General features: G+C 49.8%; 22 protein-coding genes and 1 riboswitch. Of the genes, 11 read left to right on the top strand and 11 right to left on the bottom strand.

The window, feature by feature from the left end:
- Positions 1-55: 55 nt before the first annotated feature.
- The 8 genes from ACJJIT_RS11050 to ACJJIT_RS11085 form a co-directional block, all read right to left on the bottom strand.
- Positions 56-490 carry a nuclear transport factor 2 family protein gene (locus tag ACJJIT_RS11050; protein WP_444885221.1) on the bottom strand — a complete coding sequence of 145 codons (435 nt, stop codon included), beginning with the start codon at positions 488-490 and terminating at the stop codon, positions 56-58.
- Positions 474-1,349 (bottom strand): patatin-like phospholipase family protein, encoded by an 876-nt coding sequence (locus tag ACJJIT_RS11055; RefSeq protein ID WP_444898410.1) that lies wholly within the window; start codon positions 1,347-1,349, stop codon positions 474-476. The genes ACJJIT_RS11050 and ACJJIT_RS11055 overlap by 17 nt, the downstream gene beginning before the upstream one ends.
- 234 nt (positions 1,350-1,583) lie before the next feature.
- Positions 1,584-2,462: a patatin-like phospholipase family protein gene (locus tag ACJJIT_RS11060; RefSeq protein WP_444888793.1), complete on the bottom strand. Its 879-nt coding sequence runs from the start codon at positions 2,460-2,462 to the stop codon at positions 1,584-1,586.
- Positions 2,463-2,589: 127 nt separating this feature from the next.
- Positions 2,590-3,468 carry a patatin-like phospholipase family protein gene (locus tag ACJJIT_RS11065; RefSeq protein WP_444885224.1) on the bottom strand — a complete coding sequence of 293 codons (879 nt, stop codon included), beginning with the start codon at positions 3,466-3,468 and terminating at the stop codon, positions 2,590-2,592.
- Positions 3,469-3,503: 35 nt separating this feature from the next.
- Positions 3,504-4,364, bottom strand: a complete 861-nt coding sequence (locus ACJJIT_RS11070) for a patatin-like phospholipase family protein (RefSeq protein WP_444888792.1) — start codon at positions 4,362-4,364, stop codon at positions 3,504-3,506.
- A gap of 304 nt (positions 4,365-4,668) precedes the next feature.
- Positions 4,669-5,259, bottom strand: a complete 591-nt coding sequence (gene nfuA / locus ACJJIT_RS11075; protein ID WP_252085598.1) for a Fe-S biogenesis protein NfuA — start codon at positions 5,257-5,259, stop codon at positions 4,669-4,671.
- A 116-nt stretch (positions 5,260-5,375) separates the two neighbouring features.
- Positions 5,376-6,056, bottom strand: a complete 681-nt coding sequence (locus tag ACJJIT_RS11080; RefSeq protein ID WP_444898411.1) for a type 1 glutamine amidotransferase domain-containing protein — start codon at positions 6,054-6,056, stop codon at positions 5,376-5,378.
- Positions 6,057-6,097: 41 nt separating this feature from the next.
- The gene (locus ACJJIT_RS11085; protein ID WP_252085986.1) at positions 6,098-7,120 is read right to left on the bottom strand and encodes an NADP-dependent oxidoreductase; all 1,023 of its coding nucleotides are present in this window, start codon (positions 7,118-7,120) and stop codon (positions 6,098-6,100) included.
- Between the two features lie 257 nt (positions 7,121-7,377).
- On the opposite strand from ACJJIT_RS11085, the gene metH reads away from it, so the two are divergent.
- Both metH and ACJJIT_RS11095 read left to right on the top strand, forming a co-directional pair.
- Positions 7,378-11,073 (top strand): methionine synthase, encoded by a 3,696-nt coding sequence (gene metH, locus ACJJIT_RS11090; protein WP_444898412.1) that lies wholly within the window; start codon positions 7,378-7,380, stop codon positions 11,071-11,073.
- Positions 11,074-11,083: 10 nt separating this feature from the next.
- Complete coding sequence (locus ACJJIT_RS11095) at positions 11,084-11,305, top strand: DUF2970 domain-containing protein (RefSeq protein WP_444898413.1); 222 nt, start codon at positions 11,084-11,086, stop codon at positions 11,303-11,305.
- Positions 11,306-12,051: 746 nt separating this feature from the next.
- Here the strand turns inward: ACJJIT_RS11095 and ACJJIT_RS11100 are convergent.
- A complete protein-coding gene (locus tag ACJJIT_RS11100) occupies positions 12,052-12,552 on the bottom strand; it encodes a hypothetical protein (protein WP_444898414.1) in 501 nt (166 codons plus the stop codon).
- A gap of 1,503 nt (positions 12,553-14,055) precedes the next feature.
- On the opposite strand from ACJJIT_RS11100, the gene ACJJIT_RS11105 reads away from it, so the two are divergent.
- Positions 14,056-15,717 (top strand): nitrite/sulfite reductase, encoded by a 1,662-nt coding sequence (locus ACJJIT_RS11105; RefSeq protein WP_444898415.1) that lies wholly within the window; start codon positions 14,056-14,058, stop codon positions 15,715-15,717.
- Positions 15,701-16,249 carry a DUF934 domain-containing protein gene (locus tag ACJJIT_RS11110; RefSeq protein WP_444888780.1) on the top strand — a complete coding sequence of 183 codons (549 nt, stop codon included), beginning with the start codon at positions 15,701-15,703 and terminating at the stop codon, positions 16,247-16,249. Before ACJJIT_RS11105 ends, ACJJIT_RS11110 begins: the two co-directional genes overlap by 17 nt.
- A 189-nt stretch (positions 16,250-16,438) precedes the next feature.
- Here ACJJIT_RS11110 and ACJJIT_RS11115 read toward each other — a convergent pair whose 3' ends face one another.
- Complete coding sequence (locus ACJJIT_RS11115) at positions 16,439-17,047, bottom strand: hypothetical protein (protein ID WP_252085585.1); 609 nt, start codon at positions 17,045-17,047, stop codon at positions 16,439-16,441.
- 546 nt (positions 17,048-17,593) lie between these two features.
- Positions 17,594-18,394 carry a nucleotidyltransferase domain-containing protein gene (locus tag ACJJIT_RS11120; protein ID WP_444898416.1) on the bottom strand — a complete coding sequence of 267 codons (801 nt, stop codon included), beginning with the start codon at positions 18,392-18,394 and terminating at the stop codon, positions 17,594-17,596.
- A 616-nt stretch (positions 18,395-19,010) separates the two neighbouring features.
- Positions 19,011-19,127, top strand: a riboswitch (TPP riboswitch).
- Between the two features lie 57 nt (positions 19,128-19,184).
- Here ACJJIT_RS11120 and ACJJIT_RS11125 point away from each other — a divergent pair.
- From ACJJIT_RS11125 to ACJJIT_RS11155, 7 genes are all read left to right on the top strand, one after another.
- Positions 19,185-21,353 (top strand): TonB-dependent receptor, encoded by a 2,169-nt coding sequence (locus tag ACJJIT_RS11125; RefSeq protein WP_444898417.1) that lies wholly within the window; start codon positions 19,185-19,187, stop codon positions 21,351-21,353.
- Positions 21,354-21,506: 153 nt separating this feature from the next.
- Positions 21,507-21,770 carry a hypothetical protein gene (locus tag ACJJIT_RS11130; protein WP_444888776.1) on the top strand — a complete coding sequence of 88 codons (264 nt, stop codon included), beginning with the start codon at positions 21,507-21,509 and terminating at the stop codon, positions 21,768-21,770.
- Positions 21,763-22,434, top strand: a complete 672-nt coding sequence (gene pnuC, locus ACJJIT_RS11135; protein ID WP_444898418.1) for a nicotinamide riboside transporter PnuC — start codon at positions 21,763-21,765, stop codon at positions 22,432-22,434. The genes ACJJIT_RS11130 and pnuC overlap by 8 nt, the downstream gene beginning before the upstream one ends.
- A 99-nt stretch (positions 22,435-22,533) precedes the next feature.
- Positions 22,534-23,328, top strand: coding sequence for a phosphotransferase (locus ACJJIT_RS11140; RefSeq protein WP_444898419.1), 795 nt, complete (start codon positions 22,534-22,536; stop codon positions 23,326-23,328).
- Positions 23,329-23,561: 233 nt separating this feature from the next.
- The gene (locus ACJJIT_RS11145) at positions 23,562-24,023 is read left to right on the top strand and encodes a nuclear transport factor 2 family protein (RefSeq protein WP_444888773.1); all 462 of its coding nucleotides are present in this window, start codon (positions 23,562-23,564) and stop codon (positions 24,021-24,023) included.
- 158 nt (positions 24,024-24,181) lie between these two features.
- Complete coding sequence (locus ACJJIT_RS11150) at positions 24,182-24,625, top strand: YtoQ family protein (protein WP_444888772.1); 444 nt, start codon at positions 24,182-24,184, stop codon at positions 24,623-24,625.
- 394 nt (positions 24,626-25,019) lie between these two features.
- Positions 25,020-25,682 (top strand): class I SAM-dependent methyltransferase, encoded by a 663-nt coding sequence (locus ACJJIT_RS11155; RefSeq protein WP_444898420.1) that lies wholly within the window; start codon positions 25,020-25,022, stop codon positions 25,680-25,682.
- Positions 25,683-25,716: the final 34 nt, after the last annotated feature.

The following is a 25,716-nucleotide window of genomic DNA, read 5'->3' on the forward strand; positions in this document are numbered from 1 at the left end:
TTTCATAGCGCCTAAAACCCCACCCATCACCAACTGGATGGGTGGAGATTGGGAATCAGGCCGGCTGGGAATCCTTGTACTGAGTCACATACTGGGACAGGCGGCCGGACATCTCTTCCGCCAGCTTCTGCAGGGCATTGAGGGGACGTATCATCACCTCAAACTCCACGATCTTGCCATTCTCATCAAAGCGAATGATATCCAGCCCTTTAAGGCTCTTGTCACCGATGCTGGCCTTAAACTCCAAAGCCAAATCGCGGCCTGACTCGGTGGTGAAGCTGCGATCATATTCAAAGCTTTCAAATACCTGCATCACTGTATTGAGGATCAGGCAGACCGCCGCAGAACTGTGGTAAGGCTTAAAGAACGCCGGTGAGCGGAATACCGCATCCTCCGCAACGATAGTGGGCAGGCGACTGAGGTCCCGCTCCGCAACCATCTCGTGCCACAGGGCGATTGACTCCGCTATTGGATTATTGGTATTGCTCATCGAGCATCTCCTGTTCAAGCATGTGTTTTTGTAAAAACTCCCGGCCATCAGTACGGCCGAGCTCGTAAGTCTTTTGTGCCAACTCAGGGTTGGTGTAGTCCCAAACGCTGAGATAAGGCGGCCGCGAGGGCTGCACATAAGTCCAAAGCTGCTCTCCGCGGCGCCTGGTAAAGCGGTTTGGGTAACGGGGGTAGCAGCGACTGAGCAGAATCAACACCCGTCCCGCTTCACTATCCAGCCCAGCCACGGGGATATTGTCCACGACCCCACCATCGAGCACAGGATCTCCTGCACGACGCAAACGCGGTGTAAAAGGCGGCGTACAGGATGAGCAAAGAATGAGCTCTACCAACTCTTCCACACTCTGGCAATCTTGTGCGCGGTAAAAGTTCTGCTTGAAACCCAGGCCCAGAGCTATTTTTGGATGAAGACTGCGCAATAAGTGCTTATCGGTGTAATAGGCCAAAGCCCCCACCCCAAACGCCAACCCAGCAGGCAAAAGGCGCGGCGGGTGTACAATACCAATCTGCAAATCTGCGGCCGCACTCAGGGGCTCAAGGCCATCGCGAAATAACTCCAGCATGGCATTGCGGTAAATACCGTACTGGGGAAACACCCGCTCTTTCTTTAGCACGTTGCCCCAATAAGCGTTCTTGCGGTTGGCGGCAAAAGCCGACCAGAAGTGCTCCCTACCCGCCTCAATACGCCCCATCAAGATCAGGCTTGCCATCAGCCCCCCAGCAGAAACTGCGGTTACCCGCCTTGGAGAAAGCCCGATTTCTGTGGCAACAGACTCCCAAAAGCCAATCTGCCAGGTACAGCGACCGCCGCCACCTGCAAATACAACCTGATCAAACATGCATCCTTTCCTGTTCAATGGACAAACTGCCCTTGTAAAGCCTAAAGCCGCTCTCCACTTAGGGCACCGCCGCACAAAGCTTATATGCAACTAATTGCATAAGCTAATGGATTCAGCAGGCTAGTGCAACCAGAGGCCTCAGCACTGCCATCCCTGGCATTTCCACCAAGAAAGCAGCCCCCTTTACTCCCACGCGGAGCCACCCAACTTTTAAAATTAATCAGCAAAATTAACTTAAAGCGCGATTAGGTCATCACTAAGGGGTGAGCCCTCTCTAAGCCTTCTCAATACGGCCTTACCATCAGCTCGACCTATCTCCAAAGTCCTGTTAACCGCTTCCGGGTTAGTGAAATCCCACACTTTAATCGGCAACGTTTTGGAGGGCTGCACATAGGTCCATAGCTGTTCACCTTGACGCTGGGTGAAACAGTCAGGGAAATCACGGAAGCGACTGGTTAGCAGAATTAACACCCTGCCTTCTTTGCTATCCAATCCGCCAACCGGCACATTGTCCACGATTCCGCCATCCAGAATTTCCCTGCCATTCAGATGGAGCCTTGGAGTAAATGGGGGGGTGCAAGAGGAACTCAGAATTAGATGTTCCAGTTCATCCATATTCTTACAATCTTGAGCGCGGTAAAAATTCTGGCGGAAGCCAAGTTTAGTAGCTGCCGTGGAGTGCAGATTGCGGGTAAATCCCTTGTCGGCATAATAAATAACTGCACCAAAAGTTAGCGCCAAAGGGCCGTACATCCAGGCGGGCGGGTGGCTAACCGCCAGACGCAGCTCAGCCACACTCTGCAGGGCCTGAGGCCCGTTTTCGAACAGCTGCCGAATCCCATCGCGGCAGATAGCGTATTGAGGAAAAACCGCCTCCTGCCTAAATAAATTACCCCAATAGATATTTTTGCGATTGGTACTAAAAACTGAGCGAACATAGTCCACCGCCTCCGGGCCCCTGTCGATCAGCAGTAAGCCCGCCACAAGACCACCCGCCGACACAGCACTCACCACTCTGGGGGATAGATTGATTTCACCAGATACAGATTCCCAAAAACCAATCTGCCAGATACAACGGCCGCCACCGCCGGCAAAAACTACCTGATCAAACATTGAAAAGCTCCCTGTTACCACTGTACCGCTCTTCCTGAGCCGGCACTTACCGAACTTCCCCCGCTGAATAAATCTAATCTGTAGCAATCATCTCTTGGCAACTGTTTATGACGGTTAAAATACCGGGTTACTTTTTCTGCGACCCCGTATAAAAACCCCGCTCAGCCAACATGTTCTGCATAAATATACGTCCATCGCGGCGCCCTATTTCATAAGCATTGATCAAGCCTTCAGGGTTGGTGAAATCCCAAACACTAATGGGGGGCGACTGTGATGGCTGCACATAAGTCCACAATTGCCTGCCTTGAGACTGGGTAAACCAATCGGGAAAGCCCCGATAGCGACGGGTCAGTAAAATAAGGACTCGCCCTTCACCAGGGTCAATGCCCTCAACCGGTACATTGTCCACTACCCCGCCATCCAAAACTTTTTTCCCCGCCAAGCTCAGCCTTGGCGTAAATGGTGGTGTGCACGATGAACTCAGGATCAGCTGCGTAAATTCTCCGATATCAGTACATTCTTGAGCGCAGAAAAAATCCTGTTTGTAACCCAACCGCCGCGCCGCTTTTGGATGCATTTTGCGGTGCAAATATTTGTTGGAATAATAAATTGCCCCTCCAACAGCCAATGCCACTGATGCTGGCAGCCAATTGGGTGGCCGGGAAACAGCAACCCTGAGTTCCGCGGCGGATTTCAAGTCTTTAAAGCGGTCGCTAAATAGCTCTTGGATACCTTCCCTATAGATTTCATAATGGGGAAACACTGGCGCCTTACCCAAAAGGTTTCTCCAATACACATTGCGAGGATTCGCATTGAATACCGATGAGAAGTAATCCACCGAAGCAGTTGCTCTACCAATCAATATCAAACCTGCAATCATGGCCCCCGCAGAAACCCCTGTGAGCACTCTCGGTTTGAGCTTTATCTGGTCGGCAATCACTTCCCAAAACCCAATTTGCCAAGTACAGCGGCCACCCCCACCGGCAAATACCACCTGATCAAACACCCTTTAATTGCTCCACCTAGCAATAACCCAATTCTTCACTTGGCGCTCCCCTCGGGAGAATATGCCGCCAGGAATGCCTCTCCATCGGCATAACCCGCATCAAAGGCCTGCCACACACTCTGTGGATTGGAAAAATCCCAGACGCTCACCGGCAAGGGCCGGCTCGGCTGCACATAGGTCCAGAGTTGCTCACCCTTTTGGCAACTGAAATGATTTGGGTACTGGGGGTAATTGCGGGTTAACAGAATCAGTACCTGACTAGGCCCCGGCTTGAGCCCGCCTACCGGCACGCTATCTACGATACCGCCATCCAGAACCTCTCTACCCCCGTCCTGTTGTCTGGGCGTAAAAGGTGGCGTGCAAGAGGAAGAGAGGATCAGTTTTTGCAGGTCTCCCACATTGTTACAGCCTCTTACCGAGTAAAAAGACTGTCGATAACCAAGGCGCTTGGCGGTGTTTGGGTGCAGAGAACGAGTGAGAAAGGTATCGGAGTAATCAATACCAACTCCGATAATTAGTGCTAAAGAGCCATTTAACCAGCCCGGCGAATGGCTAACTGCTATTCGCATTTCCGCAGCCTCTCGCAGGCGTTCAAAACCGCCCTCAAACAGTCGGTTCATGCCATTACGGTAGATGTGGTGATGGGGAAATAGCGGGTCTTTACGAAAGAGATTGCCCCAGTGAACATTACTGGGATTTTCCTCGAAGGCCTCGGCAAAATACTCTACTGCATCCAAGGACTTGCCCATCAATATCAGGCTGGAAACCAGAGCGCCGGCTGAGACGGCACTCACCACCTTGGGTCTAAGTTGAATCCTGTCTGCAACAGACTGCCAAAACCCAATCTGCCAGGTACAGCGCACTCCTCCACCGGCGAATACCACCTGATCGAACATAGAACTCTATCCCGGCCTGCCCGCTATAGCCACTGAAGTCAGAGCGCCCACAAGGCGCCATACACCCCTTTTGAGCGTGGATACCACCCCAGCTACAAATCCAAGAGGTCTTTAAAATATATACGGGGCAGGCAAAGTCCGGGGCGGCCCAGGCGCCTTCAGAAGTTAATAAGGAGTGCAGCGACAGGTAAGAAGGGAGGCAAAATCATAAGAAAGGAACTAACCAGTTCAGATAAGCAAGAAAAAAGGCGAAGTATTACTTCGCCTTTTAATTCTCTCCGGGAAGAGCATACGGGCCCAACTATTAGTAATAAGCCTGAGACTTATCAGTGTGATCGGTAATATCTTTAACACCGGCCAGTTCGGGGATTTTCTCTTTTAGAGTTTTCTCAACACCTTCTTTCAAGGTCATATCCACCATGCCACAACCCTGGCAGCCGCCGCCAAACTTCAACACGGCAAATTTATCCTCTGTGACCTCCACCAGGCTCACCTGCCCCCCGTGAGCCGCCAGCCCGGGGTTTACCTCATTGAAGAGTACATAGTTAATACGGTCTTCTATTGGGCTGTCATCGGTGATCTTCGGCATTCGCGAGTTGGGCGCGCGAATGGTGAGCTGGCCACCCATTTTATCGGAGGAGTAGTCAACCCTGGCATCGTCCAGGTAAGGCACACTGCGGCCTTCAAAGTAGGCCTTGAGGCCGTTCATCTCCATCACCACATCTTCTGCCTCCTCCTCGCCGGGGCGACAGTAGGCAATGCAAGTTTCGGCACTGGGAGTACCTGGATTGGAGACAAACATACGAATCGCGATTCCCTCGCAGTCCTGCTTGGCCAGCAGTTCCTTCAGGTACTCCTGCGCGGATTCAGTGATGGTGACATTCAGTTCTGACATAAGCCTTCTCAAATAACCGAGCTTCTTTGTCGGGTATTTTACTCTCAGAAACGCCCAAGTGAAACCGGTGTGTTTTTCGGGAGGGTGACAGCTCCGGACACCCCCCAAAAAATGGCTCAAACGGGGATCATTCCCATCAGGGTTTGTGCCACATCCTCCGAAGAAGCGGGGTTCTGACCAGTGACCAGCTTGCCATCCACGACCACATAGGGTGCCCAATCATCTTCGCTGGAGTAGTTGCCTCCGCGATCTTTAAGCATATCCTCCACCAGAAAGGGCACAACATCCACCAATCCCACCGCCTCCTCCTCGGAGTTACTAAAGCCGGTGACACTCTTGCCGGAAACCAAGGGATGGCCGCCTTTGCGCCGGGTATGGAGAAAAATGGCCGGTGCATGACACACAGCACCTACCGGCTTATCAGCCCCATAGAACGCCTCAATCAGGGAAATGGAATCCTTATCCTCTGCCAGATCCCAAAGGGGGCCGTGACCACCGGGATAAAAAACAGCATCGAAATCCGCCTCCTGCACATCGGCAAGCTTGCCCGTATTGGCAAGCGCTTGCTGGGCTGCCGGATCCTGGCGGAAACGCAGGGTGGCATCGGTCTGGAAATCTGGTTCATCACTTTTGGGGTCTAGCGGTGGTTGCCCGCCCTTGGGGGAAACCAGAGTAACTTGCGCCCCGGCATCTTTGAAGACGTAGTAAGGCGCGGCAAATTCCTCCAGCCAAAAACCAGTCTTCTTAGCGGTATTGCCCAGTTTATCGTGTGAAGTCAAAACCATTAAAATTTTCATCGGCGACCTCCCTGGTGCCTGTTATTGATTCAGTTCTGCAATTAATCGTCGGTACCCAAGCGCACCACGACTTTGCCAAAATTCTCCCCCTGCAATAACCCCATCAGGGCGCGGGGCGCTTTTTCCAATCCCTCAACCAGATCCTCACGGTATTTGATGCGACCCTCGCCAACCCAGTGACTCAAACCAATAATAAAATCGCCGAAACGCTCATATTGATCAAAAATAATAAATCCTTGGATTTTAAGGCGCTTGGTAAGGATTTCACGCATCAACAAGCTCAGGCGATCCGGGCCCTCGGGCAGTGACGTGGCGTTGTAGTGAGCAACCAGCCCACACACGGGAACCCGGGCAAAGTCATTGAGAAGCGGTAAAACCGCATCAAATACATCTCCGCCCACATTTTCGAAATACACATCCACACCGTCTGGACAGGCCTCCTCCAACTGCTCGGGAAACTCCTCTGCTCGGTGGTTGAGACAGATATCAAAGCCCAACTCCTCTACCGCGTAGCGGCATTTTTCTGCTCCACCGGCAATACCAACTACCCGGCATCCCTGAATTTTACCAATCTGCCCTACAGTGGAGCCCACAGGGCCAGTAGCTGCAGCGACAACCAGAGTATCCCCTGCTTTTGGCTGGCCAATTTCCAGCAGCCCGTAATAGGCGGTGATACCCGGCATACCCAAAACACCGAGTGCATAGGAGGGATGGCTGGGATTTTTACCAAGATTCACCAACCCTTCACCATCTGAGATTGCATAATCCTGCCATCCGCAATAACCCAGTACCCAGTCTCCCTCTTCGAAATCATCCAGGTGTGACACAAGCACCCGGCTTACTGTGCCACCCACCATAACGCCCCCCAGGGGTACCGGCTCTGCGTACGATTTGGCATCACTCATGCGGCCGCGCATATAGGGGTCCAGGGAGAGAAAAACCGTTCGTAACAACACCTCACCCCGAGCAGGTTCGGGCACCCCCAACTCCTCAATACTAAAATTGTCTTCGCTCGGTGCCCCTTCCGGCCGGGAAGCCAATACAACCCGGCGGTTCTTATCCATTGATTGCACGATGTATCTCCTTCACTGAGCCAGACTTTCGCTTGGTACAACCTTTTGTACCATTGGCGAGCCAGGCCCTCTCCTGAGTTTTTATGTCTGCTGAAGGCCAAACTATAGATAGAAATTGCACGCCGTTAGTAAAAATTTACCGGTTATTGTGCCGTGGTATTTTTTGTCCATCAATTTAGCCCCTGTTGACAAGTATCCGTGTGCTAAGATTGATGCCTTTCCCGCCATAGACAATTAAGGATTAGTCAATGTCTGCGCTGTCCCGCAATCAACGCCTGGAGCAACTCAAAGCCGCGCTCGCTCAGCGCATCCTGATTCTCGACGGCGCTATGGGAACCATGATTCAGCGGGAAAAATTACAGGAAGAAGATTACCGCGGCGCCCGCTTTGCTGACTTCCATAAGGATCTGAAAGGTAATAACGACCTTTTAAGCATTACTCGTCCCTACCTGATCGAACAGATCCACCGGCAATACCTGGAAGCTGGCGCCGACATTATCGAGACCAATACTTTTAATGCGACTGAGCTGTCCCAGTCTGATTACGACATGGAACATCTTGTAGTAGAGCTGAATCGAACCTCAGCAGAAGTGGCCCGTCGCGCGGCGGATGCCCTCTCCACCCCAGAGCGCCCCCGCTGGGTGGCCGGCGTGATTGGCCCTACCTCACGTACCGCCAGTATTTCCCCAGATGTCAACGACCCGGGTGCGCGCAATGTGACTTTCAATGAGCTGGTACACAATTATGTGGAAGCCGGCCGCGCCCTAATAGAGGGCGGCAGTGACCTGATCCTGATTGAAACCATCTTCGACACGCTCAATGCCAAGGCGGCCATTTACGCCATGCAGCAGCTGTTTGAGGAGCTGGGCTTCGAGTTGCCGATTATGATCTCCGGCACCATCACTGACGCCTCCGGCCGCACCCTCTCCGGCCAGACTACCGAGGCGTTTTACTACTCCATCGCACACGCCAAGCCCATCTCCGTTGGCCTTAACTGTGCCCTAGGGGCCACCGAACTGCGCCCCTATGTAGAGGCTTTATCTGGCGCCTGTGCCACTTATGTTTCCGCGCACCCCAATGCCGGCCTGCCCAATGAGTTTGGCGAATACGACGAAACCCCGGAGCAAACCGCGGCGATCGTGGCGGAGTTTGCCCGCAGTGGTTTTATCAATATTCTCGGCGGTTGCTGCGGCACCACTCCAGAACACATCCGCGCCATTGCAGAGGCGGTATCCGATATCCCTCCACGCCAGTTGCCCGAGATCAAACCGGCTTTACGCCTTTCCGGTTTGGAGCCTTTTGTGGCCGACGAAAGCGCCCTCTTCGTCAATGTGGGCGAGCGCTGTAATGTGACCGGCTCCGCCCGTTTCAAGCGACTGATTCTTGAAGAGGATTACGATACCGCCCTGCAGGTCGCAGCCGCTCAGGTGGAAGATGGCGCGCAGGTGATTGATTTCAATATGGATGAGGCGATGCTCGATGCACATGCCGCCATGCGCCGTTTTCTCAACCTGGCAGCCACCGAGCCCGACATCGCTAAGGTGCCCTTTATGGTGGACTCCTCCAAATGGGAGGTGATCGAGGCCGGGCTGCAGTGTATTCAGGGTAAACCCATCGTGAACTCCATCAGCCTCAAGGAAGGCAAAGAGGAGTTTATTGAGAAGGCGCAACTGTGCCTGCGCTATGGTGCCGCCGTAGTGGTGATGGCCTTTGATGAGCAGGGTCAGGCGGATACCTTTGAGCGCAAAATCGAAATCTGTAAGCGCAGTTATGAAGTATTGGTAGAGGAAGTCGGTTTCGACCCCACCGATATTATTTTCGATCCCAATATTTTCGCTGTCGCCACTGGTATTGAGGAGCACAACAACTACGCGGTGGACTTTATTGAGGCCTGCCGTTGGATTCGTGAGAACCTACCGGGTGCTCAAATCAGCGGTGGTGTCTCCAACGTTTCTTTCTCTTTCCGCGGCAACAACCCAGTGCGTGAGGCCATCCACTCGGTATTCCTATTCCACGCCATCAAAGCCGGCCTGAATATGGGCATTGTCAACGCCGGTCAGCTGGCGGTCTATGACGAGCTGCCTGAAGAACTGCGGGAAAAGGTGGAAGACGTCATCCTCAATCGCAATGACGAAGCCACCGAAGCCCTACTGGATATCGCCCCCAAATATATGGGTGAAGGCGGCGGCACAACGCGCAAGGAAGACCTGAGCTGGCGTGAGCTGCCGGTCAAAGAACGTCTGGCGCACTCCTTAGTAAAAGGAATCAACAACTATATCGAGGCAGACACCGAAGAGGCCCGCGCCAATAGCAGCCGCCCCCTGGATGTGATCGAAGGTCCGCTGATGGACGGTATGAATATCGTTGGCGACCTATTTGGCGAGGGCAAGATGTTCCTGCCCCAGGTGGTGAAATCGGCACGGGTGATGAAGCAGGCCGTCGCCTATTTACAACCGTTTATCGAAGCGGAAAAAACCGAGGACAGCCGGCCCAACGGCCGTATCCTTATGGCCACGGTAAAAGGCGATGTGCACGATATTGGCAAGAATATCGTCGGGGTGGTGCTGGCCTGTAACAATTACGAGGTAATCGACCTCGGCGTGATGGTAGCTGCAGAAACTATTCTGCAAACCGCCCGGGAAAAGAATTGTGACATTATCGGCCTGTCCGGTTTAATCACCCCCTCCCTTGATGAGATGGTGCATGTCGCCGCAGAAATGGAACGCCAGAAGTTCGATATCCCCCTGCTGATTGGCGGTGCCACCACTTCCAAGGCACACACCGCAGTGAAAATTGATCCCCAATTCAATCGCAATCAGGTAGTGTATGTGGCCGATGCCTCGCGCGCTGTGGGGGTGGCCAGCAGCTTGATTTCCGATGAACTGCGCCCCGCCTTTGTTGAAAAGGTCCGCGCGGAATATGAAAAGGTGCGCACCCGCACCGCCAATAGAAAGCGCAACGACACCCGACTGACCTATGCGGAAGCCCGAGATAACGCCCCTGAATTCGACTGGCAAAATTACCAACCTGTAAAACCCAAAAAACTGGGAATTACCGTTATCGAAGATTTTCCCCTGGAAAACCTCCTCGATACGCTTGATTGGACACCCTTCTTTTTATCCTGGGATCTGGCGGGCAAGTATCCGGCTATCCTCAAGGATGAAGTGGTCGGCGAGGCTGCCAGCGATCTCTACCACAATGCCCAGCGCCTGCTGAAAGAGATGATTGCCAAAAAGCAGCTGCGCGCCCGCGCCGTGTTCGGTTTGTGGCCCGCCAATAGCGTCGGCGACGATATCATTGTGTACAAAGATGAAGCGCGCAATGATGAACTGGCGCGTTTACATCATATTCGCCAACAGGTACAAAAGATGGGCGGCGATGGTCTGTGCCGTTCACTGGCAGACTTTGTCGCGCCTCTGGATTCCGGCTATATCGATTATGTCGGCGGCTTCGCAGTTACCACTGGCATCGGCGCCGACGAACTGGCACAGAGCTACGAAGCCAAGCACGATGACTATAACGCAATTATGGTGAAGGCCCTGGCGGACCGACTGGCAGAATCCTTTGCTGAAACCCTGCACCGCCAAGTACGCAAGGAATACTGGGGCTATGCGGCAGATGAAGAGTTGAGCAATGAGCAGCTAATCAAAGAAGCCTATCAGGGTATCCGCCCGGCGCCCGGCTATCCCGCCTGCCCGGACCACTCAGAAAAGGCGACTTTGTTCAGTTTATTGAACGCCGAAGAAAATGCCGGGGTCAGCCTGACCGAGCATTTCGCCATGATGCCAGCGGCCGCAGTCAGCGGCTGGTACTTCGCCCACCCGCAGGCCAAATACTTTAATGTCGGTAAAATCGGTCGGGACCAGCTGCAAAGCCTGGCCAAGCGCAAAGGAATTAGTGAACAGGAACTGGAGCGCTGGCTGCGCCCAAATCTCGAAGAGTGAGGATCCCCCCATGCAGGAAAATAATAATAAACGAGCAAGGAAGCCCGGACTAGGCCAGATTGTACTAAGCACTTTGGCAGGGGCCATTGGAGTTCAGAGCAACAAGAACCGAGAGAAGGACTTTCAAAGCGGCAGCATGATGCACTTTGTTGTCGCCGGAATTGTCTTCACCATTTTGTTTGTCTTAACCCTGATACTGATCGTAAAGACCGTACTGGGCAATATGGGCTAAAGCTCTCCCCCAGCTAGAATTCTCTCAGCAAAAGCGGGCAGTTCGCCCGCTTGATCACTCAAATTTCTGCATAAATAGATTTCAGCCCAAGCAGATAGCCCTATGGAAGGTATTGCTGTGAGTCATAGAGGGGGATTTACGGAGAAGTACCCGGTACGGCTCGGCTCCGGGTCGGGACATCATATGGGTCAGCGGGTAGCAACCCAGAAAATACAGGTTGCAACAAAGATAGCGACCAGAGCTACAGCGGCGATGGCATCTGCGAAATTGTCTTCTTCCGGGGTAACAGCTACTTCTTCCTTCATCGAATTTCTCCGATTACACATTATTGTTATTCAAAGTAGGTGAGCCGCAGGCAGCGGCATATCAAGTAGAGCAAATTGAGTCCGCAGTTGCAAGGTAGGCCGGGGTTGGATCGTAGATCTGTCCATTTATAGGGACAAGGCCTGTCTTACCCAGCGTTTAATGACCGATATTAATGCGATTGCAATTAGGGTGATTACAGGCTCCCACCCGGCAATTTCCATACTCAATCGAAAATTATCTAAATCGGCAATGCTGCGCATACCCTAAAGATAAACATTGCTGACAAATAGAACTCTGAAAAATACTATGCAATTCTTTTAGTAAAAACTATATTTTAGTCTCCAAGAGAAGCAAATGTTCCCTTGAAGACCAAATTATCTAGCCTGGAAGGTTAATCATAAAGCTTCATTACCTAAATCAGTAATTCACCTAAACTCTAACTAAAGCTTCACTTTGATATCTTTCGGTGGATGACAATGAAATACTACATAGGTGGTATCCGGAGTGTAGTAACATGTAACATCATAGTGATAACCATCGTCTTGCTCATCTTTTTGCACAGAGGGGAACATCTTCTTATTTTCTTGAAGTGTCTTTCCTTTTAACCACTGATCAACAAAGTAATCTTTTGCTATCACTGCAGCAGTCTCTGCACGCGCCTTGTAAAAGGTAGTCAGCACCGTATCCGCACTGGGGTTATCCTTATAATAAATCTGGCTTCCATCAGTATTTCTTTGTTGTATATCGTTTTTACTGCAATATCCATGCACTATTTTATCATGCTTAGACTGATAACCGAGCTCAAGATATACCGATACATTCATCGTCAAAATAGAACGACTACCATTTTCATGGGGCTTTGGATTTTGATAGTGCAAATCAAAATCACCAACAGGGTGAACGGCAGCTCCCATCTCCTCTATATCTTTTGGTAATGACATAACATTTCCTTTTATGAAGTTAACTTAAGTTTTCGCTTCAATCCAAATTACACAGCCTTGTTTCTTATGTGTAATCTTTTCTCAAACAAACATGAGCAATCTCAATATGGGAGATAAGAAAGTTGTTATACAGAGTGAAGCTTTTCATCTTCATAAACACGGAAATTAAATCCTTTCAATATCCTAATCTGAGTATTCAGCTATCCACTTACACTGTCAATCCGTCTGTTACTGGCGGCCTCACCGGGGGTGCTGCTCTCAACTGCTTTCTCAATGCTGCCGATCTACAAGGTGGCCATAGTACCTTTGCTATTTTTGATCATACAATGAGCATTAATCAAATCCGCCTGGCTTACGTTTCTTAAGGGGCAGTGAAAAACAATTTCCACAGGAAGATCCACATAAAAAATAACTCATAGTTATTCAGGCCCCCTATAATAAAAAACCAAAAAAGGAAAACACTCTTCAACAAGAAAATTTTTGTGAAAGTCTTATTAGGTCGGGCTTACAAAAAGAATGAATCACGCATAACTATCTTCTCTTACAAAATTATCGGGACGGCAATTAAAACGAAGATATTGATCACGTAAGCAAGACTTCGGAGAAGGAGTATTGAAGGAAATAAAAGGCGGAAAATTATAGGGAAGCCAGACTAAGAGGATTCGAATGGACTACCAATTTTTCTTTTCGAGTGGATACCAGGTGGAGCCTCAATATCGGCCAGAAGATATTGGTGAGCCTATCGGGGTTATGCTTGACTGATATCAATGCCAAGTAATATTGCCCCCCCCTCAAAGACTTATCCAAATGTCGATTCGCGGCAAGAGAATTAAGTGCATTAGTGGAGCCTCAGTAACAAAGAGCTAGTACTATTGATATACAACCTTGCAGGAACTCCATTATCAGAGCCGAAGCTACACCCACAATCTAGCTCTTTATAAACGCAGCACATCTGCATCAACTTCGAATCAAACCTCTTTGCTGTGAGCGATACTGGATTCATCCTCGCTGAGAATACACGAGGAGACTCCCAGTAATGTAATCCTGCGAGAGCCGCTATAGCCACCCGACCAATAAGATCAGACTTACAGCAATCCAGAATCGACATACCTGAGTATCTCTCCCATAGATTCTTAAACCAGTAACCTCCATAACAAGCTCATGACCATTATCGAAGTCCGTAAGGTGGACAACGCAGAAACCCTCTCCATTGGCAATCCTTGGCTTCACACGAGTTATCCAAGCTACCCCTCAGAGAAGTGTTGTCGCTATACTCCACAGGGACAACCGCAATCAAATATGACCAGCGGGAACAGAAAGCGGCCACTTGCCGGTTCTACTAAGCCAGCGGTACCCCTCTTATAACTGTTGGTTACAGACATAGCGGAAAATATTGTTATTTATTGCATAAGCGTACTGGTATGTTAGGCGCCAGCGGAGAACCATCCGGGGCTTGCCCCTCTCTCCACCATCCGCGCACAAAGGCAATGGAATCAAGCTGTTATGTATCGATACGACGACCGGGATCGCGCCATCATCAATGATCGCGTTGCCCAGTTCCGCGGCCAGACGGAACGTTACCTCGCCGGCGAGTTGAGTGAGGAACAATTCCTGCCACTGCGCCTGCAAAATGGCCTCTATATTCAGCGACTGGCCCCCATGTTGCGCATCGCCGTGCCCTACGGCCTGCTCAACAGCAACCAGCTGCGCCGTCTCGCCCGCGTCAGCCGAGACTACGATAAAGGGTACGCTCACTTCACCACGCGCCAGAACCTGCAGTACAACTGGCCCCAGCTGGAAGATGTCCCAGCTATTCTGGCCGAATTGGCTGAAGTGGAGATGCACGCTGTACAGACCAGCGGTAACTGTATCCGCAACACGACTTCTGACCCCTATGCGGGCATCGCTCTCGACGAGATTGCCGACCCCCGCCCCTACTGCGAGCTAATCCGCCAATGGTCCACCTTCCACCCGGAATTCGCCTTCCTGCCGCGCAAGTTCAAAATCGCGGTTAGCGGTTCCGAGCAAGACCGCGCTGCGATTCGTGTACACGATATCGGTGTGCAGATTGTGAAGCGCGGCGAAGAGATTGGCTTCCAGGTGCTTGTCGGCGGCGGTCAGGGCCGCACGCCGGTTATCGCCGAAACCATCCGCGATTTCCTGCCGGAGGAAGATCTGCTCTCCTATCTGGAGGCGATTGTACGGGTATACAACCAGCTGGGCCGTCGCGATAACAAATACAAGGCGCGCATCAAGATTCTGGTGAAAGCCCTAGGCCCCGAAGAATTTGGCCGCCGCGTGGAAGAAGAGTGGCAGCACATTAAAGACGGGGTAGAGAAATTGACCCCAGAAGCTCTGCAGTGGGCCAAGTCCTTCTTTACCGAGCCTGACTACAAGAGCTTTGATGGTACAGCCAGCGAGGCAGCCCTGCAGCAGCAGGCTGATAGCGACAAGGCTTTTGCGCGCTGGCTGGACCGCAATACTTACCCTCACCGAGTACCGGGTTACCGTGCTATCAAGCTCTCCACCAAGCCAACGGGTGTGCCCCCTGGTGATGTCACCGACCGCCAGCTTGAGGCCATCGCCGATCTGGCCGATGCTTACAGTTTCGGCGAAGCCCGTGCCACCCACGACCAAAACGTGGTATTGGCCGATGTGGAACAGGGCCAACTGTACGAGCTGTGGCAACAGGCGCGCAAACACGGCTTTGCCACACCCAATATTGGCACTCTCACCGATATGATTTGCTGTCCCGGCGGCGACTACTGCTCCCTGGCCAACGCCAAGTCGATCCCAGTCGCCGAAGCCATTCAGCGCCAATTCGACGATATGGATTACCTCTACGACCTGGGCGATCTGAATCTGAACATTTCCGGCTGTATGAATGCCTGTGGTCACCACCATGTGGGCCATATCGGCATCCTCGGTGTGGACAAGAAAGGCGAGGAGTTCTACCAGATACAACTAGGCGGCAGTGCTTCCAACGAAGCCAGTCTGGCCAAGGTACTGGGCCCCAGCTTCTCTCGTGCAGAAGTTACCGGGGTGATCGGCAAGATCCTCGATCTCTACATCGAACAGCGCCAGACAGAAGAGCCCTTTATCGACACCTATAACCGCATCGGCCTGCAGCCCTTCAAGGAGAGAGTCTATGCCAAAGCCAGTTAAGCTGGGCCCACAGCCGGGCAACCCCTCCGAGCTAATTCTCAATGGTGAGGTCAGCGCCAATGATTGGCAGCTACTACCTCAACTGGAGGAAGAGGAAACCATTGATCCAAATACCCTGCCCTCCGGCAAGCTGATCCTACCGCTGCGCCAGTGGTTAGCCCATCGGGAGGCCCTGGCAGAACGCAGTGCAGAAGTGGGGGTCTGGATAGACAGCGACGAAGGTGCTGAGCTTATCGGCAACGAGGCGAATAATTTTCCGTTGATCGCAGTTAACTTCCCGGCATTTGCCGATGGCCGCGGCTTTACCGCCGGCCGCATGCTGCGCGAGCGCTTTGGCTTTAAAGGGGAGCTGCGTGCGGTGGGTGGCTTTATGCGCGACCAGCTCACTTACCTGCAGCGCTGTGGCTTTAACGCCTACGCCTTTGAAGGCAACCAATCCCTCACCAGCCTAAAAGAATCCCTACAGGATTTTGGGGACAGCTATCAGTCCGGTGTAGATCAACCTCTGCCAATGTTCCGCAGACGCTTCTAAGGTCGATACTCGACTGAGTGTGCCCCTGTCCACATTGGCAAGGGCACACTGCTTCTACCCCGGCATTGTCCTCTTCTATTTCCCCAATTTTATACCTTGCCTGAACCCCCTCACAAATCTCATATACAGAAAACCGAGGGCGACCCAAGCCCTTTCCAGCTTCCCCCTATTAAGCACCAACCAAACCAACTAGATCGCCGCGTCGAGAAGTGCTAACCCATTACCATAAACAACATCGGGCCCAGCCCCCGATACACGAAATGGTATCTGATTCAAATCCCCACCGAGCGTACTAATAGCAAGCGCCACCCGCTTCAATTCCCGGGCACCTGGCCTGTAGTGACCACTGTGGTTATTGACCTCAAGTATTTGATAACCAGCACCCAGCACAATGGTTCCTGCACCCAACACCGACCCACCAGCCAGAAATGAGGAATGATGGAAATGACCTAAGTTTTTTCTTCCGACATAGAAATTACGCTGTGAATCCACAACATAAATTATGTTGCCCGCAGTGTTTTGCAGGATACCCAGCTCAAACCTTCTTTGCGGAGGAATAACCAGCATGTTTCCTGTAAATGTGGCCAGATGTTTCTGCCTATCCCGGTCGGAGAGATAGCGGACATTGCCATTACGGCCATGGGTCGCCTGGTGGTTGGGATGATGAACTTCCGGCCAATAAGGAGTGGCTACCATTTTTGCCCCCCTTGAGCGACCTAAAAGCCCCAGCGTTTTCAATGTAGAACGCAAATGTCTCCAGCGACTTCTTGCTCTCTGCCTTTTCTCTGCCTCAGTCATAAGATGCTTCCTTCCATCCGGTGAATAAAGTTGAAACAGGGGATCTCCCTAAAGTTCACTGAAAGAATATCGAAAGCAGCATGAACATCTAATGAATACTATGGCTTTAAAAATGCCTCAAGGTGAAAATTACCCTTCACCTGTAAGACCATGTAATGGTACCCAGAAATTTCTAAACCATTATTTAAAAGAGAGTCATGATAAAAGCTCGCCTCCCGTGAAATAGAAAGAAGAAAACTTGATGCTTGAGTTGCATTTACAATACAAGCAATATCTACTGAGAAAACTACAGGAGGTTTAACCAATCCATTTACATCCATCCGGAATGGTAAAATTGTTCAACTGCTCCCTGAAAAAGTAGTGCCAGGACCACCGGTAAGCGCCCTAATTCCAAGCGGTAGAGCTATGCCAGCCAAAACAAAAGTCTTTGTTGATTTTTTGAAAAATGAACTAACTTAAGCTCGCAAAAAAATAAAATTGAGAAGCCGAGAATAAAATATCCACTACCCAAGCTGAATCAGCCAAGCCCCAAGCTTTAAAGAAATATTACTTAAGATTTACATCAAGCACCCAATGAAAAACCTTATCAAAACTTTGTAAATCTAATTTAGGTCGTTCTTCAATTGAGTTAGCCACTCCGCGATCCAGCTTGGCATTAATCCAATCATCAAGTTGACCATCTAGAATCACCAACCTGCCTTCATCCAACCCCTTTTTCTGCTCAATCAAACTGACTATCAGCTTGAATAGCCATTCCTCTTGATCATCCTCTAGTAATTCTTCGCACATTTGCATAAAGTTGACTGGAGGGATTGACAGAAATCTTTTTATATAAAGCGCATTCAGAATTGAGCGTATTACATATAACAGCTTTTTAACCTTAATTTCCTTAACACCAGCGTCCTTTTCTTGCACAAATTTTGTATAACAGTTAAACCCCATGCTGATATAGTGATGCGCTAAGGCCCGCGGCCGCCAACACTTGAGCGCCAGGCTCCGAAGTTCATCCAAAACCTCTTGCCGTTTGAAATACACTTTTGGTGAAAACAGCCACTCGATTAATGTCGGATTGCTGCCCCTTAACAGTCCTAGGGTTTTATTGATATCCCAGCCAACAAGGTCAAGCTCATCCCCCAAGGTCTTATCGAAAGGCACTTCTACAACATCTCTAGGAGTCCCAAGTGTCAAATAGTGGTTAAGATCTCGCTTGTAAATAAAACGTACATCCCAATCACTATCCGGCGACTCAAAGCCCCACGCCCGACTACCAGACTCACAGGCATATAAAATTTCTATACCTTTCTTAGCTTCAAGTGCTTTTAATTTTTCTTGTACTACCAATTCCATCAATTTCTCTCTACCAATCTACCATGGGCAATGGACAAAAGTTACTATTCAAGAGAGTGACACTGCCTTTGAAATGCCACTATTAGCCCCTTCAACGTAGGAAGTCACCACACGATGAATACTTGCATATACCCTACTCTACCTACCGCCCCTTTTCTGCACCTTGTAGCCACCAACCAAATACCCCAGCAACGATCCGATAAGCACAGGGATAGAGATCAAACCAATCAGCAACCACCGGTCCTGCTTAAAATGTACATCGAAGTGAACTAATGCGGTATAAGCAACTGCACCCATCATTACAACAATGACAAACAGTACAAGCCAAGTGACAAAATTTGCTGACAAATTCAAACCGCAGCTTTTACAGACACATTTTATCGAGTTGAGACCACTACACCAGCCAATCAGAGAGATAGGCTTCTCATTACAACCTGGACAATTTTTCACTGTTACTCCAACCCTAAATCTAGCCACAGCCTGGCAACCAAAACTAAAATTATATTGGATATTCTTTAATACCAATACTTCTGCCCCCCATAGCCAGGCGGCCTAATCTCAATCAAAAACGCCTTCCTGCCCATAAAAGGCGAAACATCTGCTATCATCGCGCCCGCAAAAACCTAAGGGGTGGCCAAGGCCTGAGATGCAAAGGGATCAAGAAGATCACCTTAAGCAAACCCTTGAACCTGATCCGGTTAATACCGGCGTAGGAATAGGTAGGCGTGCCAAAGCCCTCCCCTCGTCGCTCTCCGGGTCTCTTTCATTAGTGTTGATTCGAGAGAGAACCATGAAAAAACTGTTCACAATCCGCCCGATTGCTCAATCTATCGGCCTTGTGGCTGGCCTGTCCGCTGGGCTAGCAATGGCCGCTAAGCCCATGGAGGGCGGGCTTGAGGAAGTGGTAGTGACAGCTCAATTACGTGATACCAACCTGCTAGATCTACCCGGCAGTGTCAGTGTAATCGGCACCAGCAGTATTGAGGCGCGCGGAGCTGGCAACCTGGACCAACTCCTGAACATGGCACCTAATGTCAATTTTTCTACGGGCGCCTCACGGGGGCGCTTTATCCAGGTTCGCGGTATCGGTGAACGCAGCCAATTTATCGACCCAGTAAACCCTTCAGTCGGCTTGGTTATTGATGGTATCGACTTCACAGGCCTTGGCCTGGCCGCCAACACCCTGGACATAGAACAAGTCGAGATTCTACGAGGCCCGCAAGGCACCTTGTATGGCGCCAATGCCCTAGCAGGCCTGGTCAATATGCGCAGTGCCGCGCCCACTTCAGAAACAACGGGCAAAGTCTCCGCCGAGTTGAGTGAATACGGTGGTCGTAGCCTTACCGCCATTGGCAGCGGCAGCCTGACTGAGCAGCTTGGCTACCGTATAGCCGCCAGCGAGCGAAAGTCCGACGGCTATATGGAAAATCAGTACCTGGGCCGTGATGACACCAACAATATTGATGAATCCGTACTGCGCGGTAAGCTGGCCTATTCTCCCAGTGACGATTTAAAACTCGGCCTCACCCTTTTCTACCTTGACGCCGATAACGGCTACGATGCCTTCTCTCTATACAATACCCGCAAGACCCTCTCCGACAAGCCCGGTCGGGACCAGCAGGAAAGCTGGGCTGGCGCTTTAACTGGGCAGTGGTCTGGTAACGAGAATTTCACTCTTGAAGCCACCCTAAGCCATGCCAATTCCGATACCGAATACGGATACGATGAGGACTGGAGCTATATCGGATTTCACCCTTGGGAATACAGCCAAACTGACAATTACCAGCGGGACAAAGACAACACCAGCCTGGATTTACGCCTGCTCTCCACTGAAAGCTCCAAACTCTTTGCGGGGCGCACTAGCTGGGTACTGGGGGTTTATCATCGTAATGAGCACGAAGACCTCCTGCAGACTTCAGGAAAAACTGAAGGCACAATCACGGAATACAGTTTTTTTAGCAGTGAGTTTGATACCAAAAACAGCGCTGTTTACGGACAGCTGAGCACCACACTAACCGACACTCTCAACCTGATTACCGGGCTTCGCCTGGAAAAACGCAGCGCGGATTATTCTGATTCCTATTCCACTAAGGCAGATAGCAATGAGGATTTATGGGGTGGAAATATAACCCTGGAATATCATTATTCTGAAGACACGCTACTGTACGCCACCGTTTCACGCGGCTATAAGGCAGGGGGTGTGAACGGTGCGATCATCGCAGAGTTCGCGGGTAATGAAGAAACTTACAGGGAAATGTTCGAGTTCGATACAGAGCATTTGCTTAACTACGAACTCGGCGCCAAAGGCAACTGGCTGGATAACCGCCTACAGGCGCAGCTAGCGGCTTTCTACCAAGACCGCAGCGATGTTCAAGCCAAACAATCACTCTTTAATCCAGAAAGTAAAAAGTTTAGGGAATACCTGGGCAATGCAGCAGGTGGTGAAACTTTCGGCTTTGAGGCGGAAATAAATTTCCAGGCCACGGATACTGTGCGCCTCTTCGCTTCTGCAGGCTGGCTAAACGCCGAGTTTGTTAACTTTATAAGCAGCACCCACGTGGATACAGAAAAGGATGAAGAAACCGGCACGGTACTATCTCCGGTAAATCTGGATGGACGTGATGTCGCTCATGCGCCAAGCTATCAGTTCTTCACTGGCACCGAGATTGATCTTAGTGCTCACTGGGTACTGCGTCTGGAATTGGAAGGCAAGGATGAGTTTTACTTCTCTAATAGCCACAATGAAAAATCCACGGCCTACGAATTGGTTAACGCCCGCCTCACCTATCGGCTTGATAACTGGGAAGTCTCTCTATGGGGTAGAAACCTGACAGGTGAGGATTACTATACCAGAGGCTTTTATTTCGGAAATAACCCAGTTAATGGCTATACCTCAGAAGCTTATTATCAACAGGGTGAACCACGTATTGCCGGGATAACCGGTACTTATACTTTCTAATAGGACACCTTGTAATTTAGCAAATAGCCAATGGTTAACGCCCGTGAATTATCAGATACATAGCTATCTGATAATTCACGAACTTAATCGGGTTGGATAGATAGAAGCCAAGGATAGTTACCCCCTGGCTCTCGGCGAATAATGAGAAAAGCTATGCAGCTCTCCGCAGAAATCAGCATGTACCCTCTCAAAGATGAGTACATACCCAGTATTCGAGCCTTTATTGAACGCCTGAATAGCCATTCAGGCCTGAGAGTAATCACTAACACTATGAGCACTCAGGTATTTGGCGAATATGATTTGCTAATGGATGTTCTCAAAATAGAAATGCGCAAATCCTATGAGCAGTTTGGACGCGCTATTTTTGTTTGTAAATTTATTGATGGCGACCTAGCCCCGGCAAAACCCCATGCTTAACTCAGAGTTCCTAGAAATTCTGCGCACCTCAATTGCAGCCATGTCTCTTTGGGAAGTGGCAGCTGTTGTTCTCGCCCTTGCTTACCTGTTATTGGCGATGCGCGAGAAAATCAGCTGCTGGTATGCTGCCTTTATCAGCACGGCAATCTATTTAGTTTTATTTTGGGATGTCAGCCTGCTAATGGAATCAGCACTGCAAGTGTTCTACCTGGGCATGGCGATTTTTGGCTGGTGGCAATGGCGTCATCACGAGGATAAAAACAAAGATTTAAGAATTCATCGCTGGCCACTGCAAACCCACTTGATGGTGATTAGTGGTGTTTTCCTGCTAACCCTGGTATTCGGTTATCTGCTAGATAACTTTACCAGTGCCGCCCTACCCTATCTCGATTCTTTCACCACTTTGGGAGCTGTGGTCACCACCTACATGGTGACCCGCAAAGTTTTGGAGAACTGGATCTACTGGATTGTAGTGGATGGGGCCTCCATCTACCTTTACCTGGATAGAGGGCTCTACCTGACTGCGCTCCTCTTTTTGCTCTACGTGGTATTGGTTGTTATTGGTTTTTTCCAGTGGAGATCCATCTACAATAAGCAAAATCAGGCCGAGCAGCCCGGGCTAACCTCTTTAACGGGAAGACAAGCCTCCGCCACTTTACAGTAGCAATTCGCCCTCTCTATACCTATGCGCCAAAGCCTAAGCGACATCATTCCCTGCGACTGGCATCAGTGGAGCCAGTCCAGGCCTAGATTTATACGAACCTTGGCAGGTGGGCAGACCAATCGAACCTATTTAGTTTCATCAGGGGAAGAGCTCCTGGTTATTCGCCATAACTCCCCACTTAGCCAAGCGCTGGATCTCGACCGGGCAACAGAGGCCCAAGTCCTCAACCAGGCCACTCGCGCCGGTCTCTGTGCTCCCCTTACCTATTGTGATCCTCAATATCACTATTTGGTAACAAGGTTTATCCAAGGCCAGCCCTGGCACAAAGAGGGCCCCAGCGCTTTGGAGCGGCTTGCCAAACGACTTAATAGCATTCACTCTCTCCCGCCAGTTAAGAACCAACTGAATATTGAGCAGAAAATAGACCGCTATTGGTCATCGATTAATACTCAAGCTGATTTCTATCCACGTCTTAAACAATTACACGGTCAACTATCCAGCAGTATTAGCGCTTTAAAGGCTGTAAGTGATACTCCCGGTCTCTGTCATAATGACCTAACCAAAGAAAACCTGATCGAAAGTACCAACGGGGAGCTAATCGCAATCGACTGGGAATATGCTTCCATGGGAGATCGATTTTATGACCTTGCCGCTTTGGTGGAGGAGCACCAATTTTCCCCTGCGGAGCAACAACAGCTACTGGTCAATTATCTCCATCGCCCACCAAATGGAGATGATAGGCAGCGCCTTTACCATTGGCGGCTTATCTATAAATATCTATGTGTGCTTTGGCATGCACTGCAATGGAGTGCAAAAAAGGCCTCTTGTGACTCAAGCACCATCGAATCTCAATGCCAAGCGATATTAGAGTTAGCTGCATCCCGGCCGGATTAGTAGCTCCTTAGTAAGCCCACCTCATCAACCCGGCAAAAGCCCTGCCGAGCCCCCAAATAAACATAACAGGAATTAAAGGGGAGCCTTTATGGGTGAAGCCTTCCTAAATAATACAGCTCAAGATACCAACCACATAAGATCAGTATTGACCGGCCATTGCTTTGCAAAGATATAATCACTGCAGACCTGCACAGGTTTCCATCAAAATGCATGAGTATAGGGAGATACACATTATGACCAGAACTTTCTTCGGCTTGCTACTCCTCTTCGTCACCGCCAGCTGCTATGCCGACAAGAGGCCTGAAGCTTTTAACACCATCGACAAACTTTTTGCCGCCATGTCAAATTTTGATCATCAGGCAATGAGAAGTACGGTTACTGATTCATTCATCCTTTTAGAGCATGGGGAGATCTGGACCATAGAGGATCTTGTTAATGTAGTTAAGCCCGCTGGTTACACCCGAACGAATTACTTCAGCATCATCAACTACGAGCAGCAAGGCGAATTACTGACTGTCAATTATTGGAACAAAGCCAACTTTACCCAGAAAAACAAAAGCGAGGATGTTATCTGGCTGGAGAGTGCCGTCCTAGCGAAGGTAGATGGGAACTGGTTACTCCGCCAAATGCATTCTACCCGGCTACCAGCTGGTAAAACGCCAGATAAAGTAACCTTTATCAAGCAAAAACTCTAACTTTAAAGTTAAGCTCAATGTGCTGGCCTTAGGGCCAGCCCTACATTCACTGTAGAGGCTGCAGCCAATACCGTGTCTTTTCCTATCCACTGCAGCATCATGTAAAATAAGCCACAACTATACGATACATAGTGCTTATTATCCCAAGAGGCGGCCCCATGAAGCTAAAAGTGTACCTTTCCGGTGAAATTCATTCTAACTGGAGAACCCAAATTATAGAGGGTTGCAAAAATCTAGGGTTAGATATCACCTTTTCATCCGCAGTGACTGATCACGATGCCAGTGATGCGGCTGGTGACGGTCTTGGTGAAGAGCCCAACTCTTTTTGGCGTGATCATAAATCGGCCAAGGTCAATGCCGTCCGAATCAAACACTCTATTGAGAACTGCGACCTGGCGATCATTCGCTTTGGAGAAAAATATAAGCAGTGGAACGCCGCATTCGATGCCGGTTACTGTGCAGCTCTGGGAAAGCCTTATATCACCCTACACGATGAATCCCTGGTTCACGCCTTGAAAGAAGTCGATGGTTCAGCCCAAGCCTGGGCCCAGAGCCCTGCACAAGTTATCGATATTCTGAAGTACCTCACTACCCAAGCTTAACGCCATATGTCACCAGCGCCGGCCAATAGCCGGCGCTGGTTTGTCGTATAATCGCTCACCTTCATTTTCCCCACTCTTTTTAATCTGTAGCTACTTATGCCTGGAGTAACTGATCGGTTTTCCCTTGATATGACCTATTAATCCATTAGCATTTCATACCAACATCTTCATGTTTTGCTATATCCCACTGTGTCCAACCAATCCATCAATAGATGGCGCAGACATAAACCGAGGCAAGGATACTGACCTTAAAGGCCACAAATGTACGATTCATATAATTAAACTCAGGAGATCAATTAAAAGGTTCAGGCGGGTTTCCCACGATAGACGCTTACATCCTCAATCAGGAGCAACCTTATCAGCTATCGGCCACCCCAGTAGCTTGGAGAGTATCATGAGAATAAGTAAAGAAGTCTGGAAGGGCCAAGCCGCATATTCCAAGACACTGTTATGGCTATATGATTTTTGGGTGTTATTTTTATCAAATCGCTTTATTTGGCGCTGCCCTACCCCAACAATTCTTCAGCAGTTTGATGAAAATGTAAGCGTCAACCACTTGGACGTGGGTGTCGGCACTGGCTATTTTATGGATAAATGTCATTTCCCCTCACCTCATATCAGATTGGCACTTATGGATTTAAACCAGAACTGCTTGGATATCTCAGCAAAGCGTGTTGCAAGATACAAACCTATTCTATTTCGCACAAACGTACTGGGTGAAATGCCTAATGATATAGAGCCATTTGATTCCATTTCTGTTAATTATTTATTCCACTGCTTACCGGGGAGACTATCAGAAAAGCTTATTGCCATAGATTATCTTAATAAACTACTCTCAGATCATGGCACTATCTTTGGCTCTACAATTTTACATGAAGGTGTTTACAAAAGTGCAATCGCCAAACGATTAATGACCTTCTACAACAAGAAAGGAATATTCTCTAACACCCTAGACAGCCAGAAAGATCTGGAGAATTTCCTGCAAAGTAGATTCTCAGAATATTCAATAGAAATTCGGGGCTGTGTTGCACTTTTCTCGGCAAAGAACAAGCGATAAACCCATCCTCCAACAATTGCGAGAATACTTGGTA

The organism is Microbulbifer mixtoriginis (SeqCode), from assembly GCF_052467515.1.

Bases quoted from the DNA above. Each gene is read 5' to 3' on its own strand.
- ACJJIT_RS11050 (WP_444885221.1), bottom strand. From the start codon at position 490: ATGAGCAATACCAATAATCCAATAGCGGAGTCAATCGCCCTGTGGCAC.
- ACJJIT_RS11055 (WP_444898410.1), bottom strand. From the start codon at position 1,349: ATGTTTGATCAGGTTGTATTTGCAGGTGGCGGCGGTCGCTGTACCTGG.
- ACJJIT_RS11060 (WP_444888793.1), bottom strand. From the start codon at position 2,462: ATGTTTGATCAGGTAGTTTTTGCCGGCGGTGGCGGCCGTTGTATCTGG.
- ACJJIT_RS11070 (WP_444888792.1), bottom strand. From the start codon at position 4,364: ATGTTCGATCAGGTGGTATTCGCCGGTGGAGGAGTGCGCTGTACCTGG.
- nfuA (WP_252085598.1), bottom strand. From the start codon at position 5,259: ATGTCAGAACTGAATGTCACCATCACTGAATCCGCGCAGGAGTACCTG.
- ACJJIT_RS11080 (WP_444898411.1), bottom strand. From the start codon at position 6,056: ATGAAAATTTTAATGGTTTTGACTTCACACGATAAACTGGGCAATACC.
- ACJJIT_RS11085 (WP_252085986.1), bottom strand. From the start codon at position 7,120: ATGGATAAGAACCGCCGGGTTGTATTGGCTTCCCGGCCGGAAGGGGCA.
- metH (WP_444898412.1), top strand. From the start codon at position 7,378: ATGTCTGCGCTGTCCCGCAATCAACGCCTGGAGCAACTCAAAGCCGCG.
- ACJJIT_RS11095 (WP_444898413.1), top strand. From the start codon at position 11,084: ATGCAGGAAAATAATAATAAACGAGCAAGGAAGCCCGGACTAGGCCAG.
- ACJJIT_RS11100 (WP_444898414.1), bottom strand. From the start codon at position 12,552: ATGTCATTACCAAAAGATATAGAGGAGATGGGAGCTGCCGTTCACCCT.
- ACJJIT_RS11105 (WP_444898415.1), top strand. From the start codon at position 14,056: ATGTATCGATACGACGACCGGGATCGCGCCATCATCAATGATCGCGTT.
- ACJJIT_RS11110 (WP_444888780.1), top strand. From the start codon at position 15,701: ATGCCAAAGCCAGTTAAGCTGGGCCCACAGCCGGGCAACCCCTCCGAG.
- ACJJIT_RS11115 (WP_252085585.1), bottom strand. From the start codon at position 17,047: ATGACTGAGGCAGAGAAAAGGCAGAGAGCAAGAAGTCGCTGGAGACAT.
- ACJJIT_RS11120 (WP_444898416.1), bottom strand. From the start codon at position 18,394: ATGGAATTGGTAGTACAAGAAAAATTAAAAGCACTTGAAGCTAAGAAA.
- ACJJIT_RS11125 (WP_444898417.1), top strand. From the start codon at position 19,185: ATGAAAAAACTGTTCACAATCCGCCCGATTGCTCAATCTATCGGCCTT.
- ACJJIT_RS11130 (WP_444888776.1), top strand. From the start codon at position 21,507: ATGCAGCTCTCCGCAGAAATCAGCATGTACCCTCTCAAAGATGAGTAC.
- pnuC (WP_444898418.1), top strand. From the start codon at position 21,763: ATGCTTAACTCAGAGTTCCTAGAAATTCTGCGCACCTCAATTGCAGCC.
- ACJJIT_RS11145 (WP_444888773.1), top strand. From the start codon at position 23,562: ATGACCAGAACTTTCTTCGGCTTGCTACTCCTCTTCGTCACCGCCAGC.
- ACJJIT_RS11150 (WP_444888772.1), top strand. From the start codon at position 24,182: ATGAAGCTAAAAGTGTACCTTTCCGGTGAAATTCATTCTAACTGGAGA.
- ACJJIT_RS11155 (WP_444898420.1), top strand. From the start codon at position 25,020: ATGAGAATAAGTAAAGAAGTCTGGAAGGGCCAAGCCGCATATTCCAAG.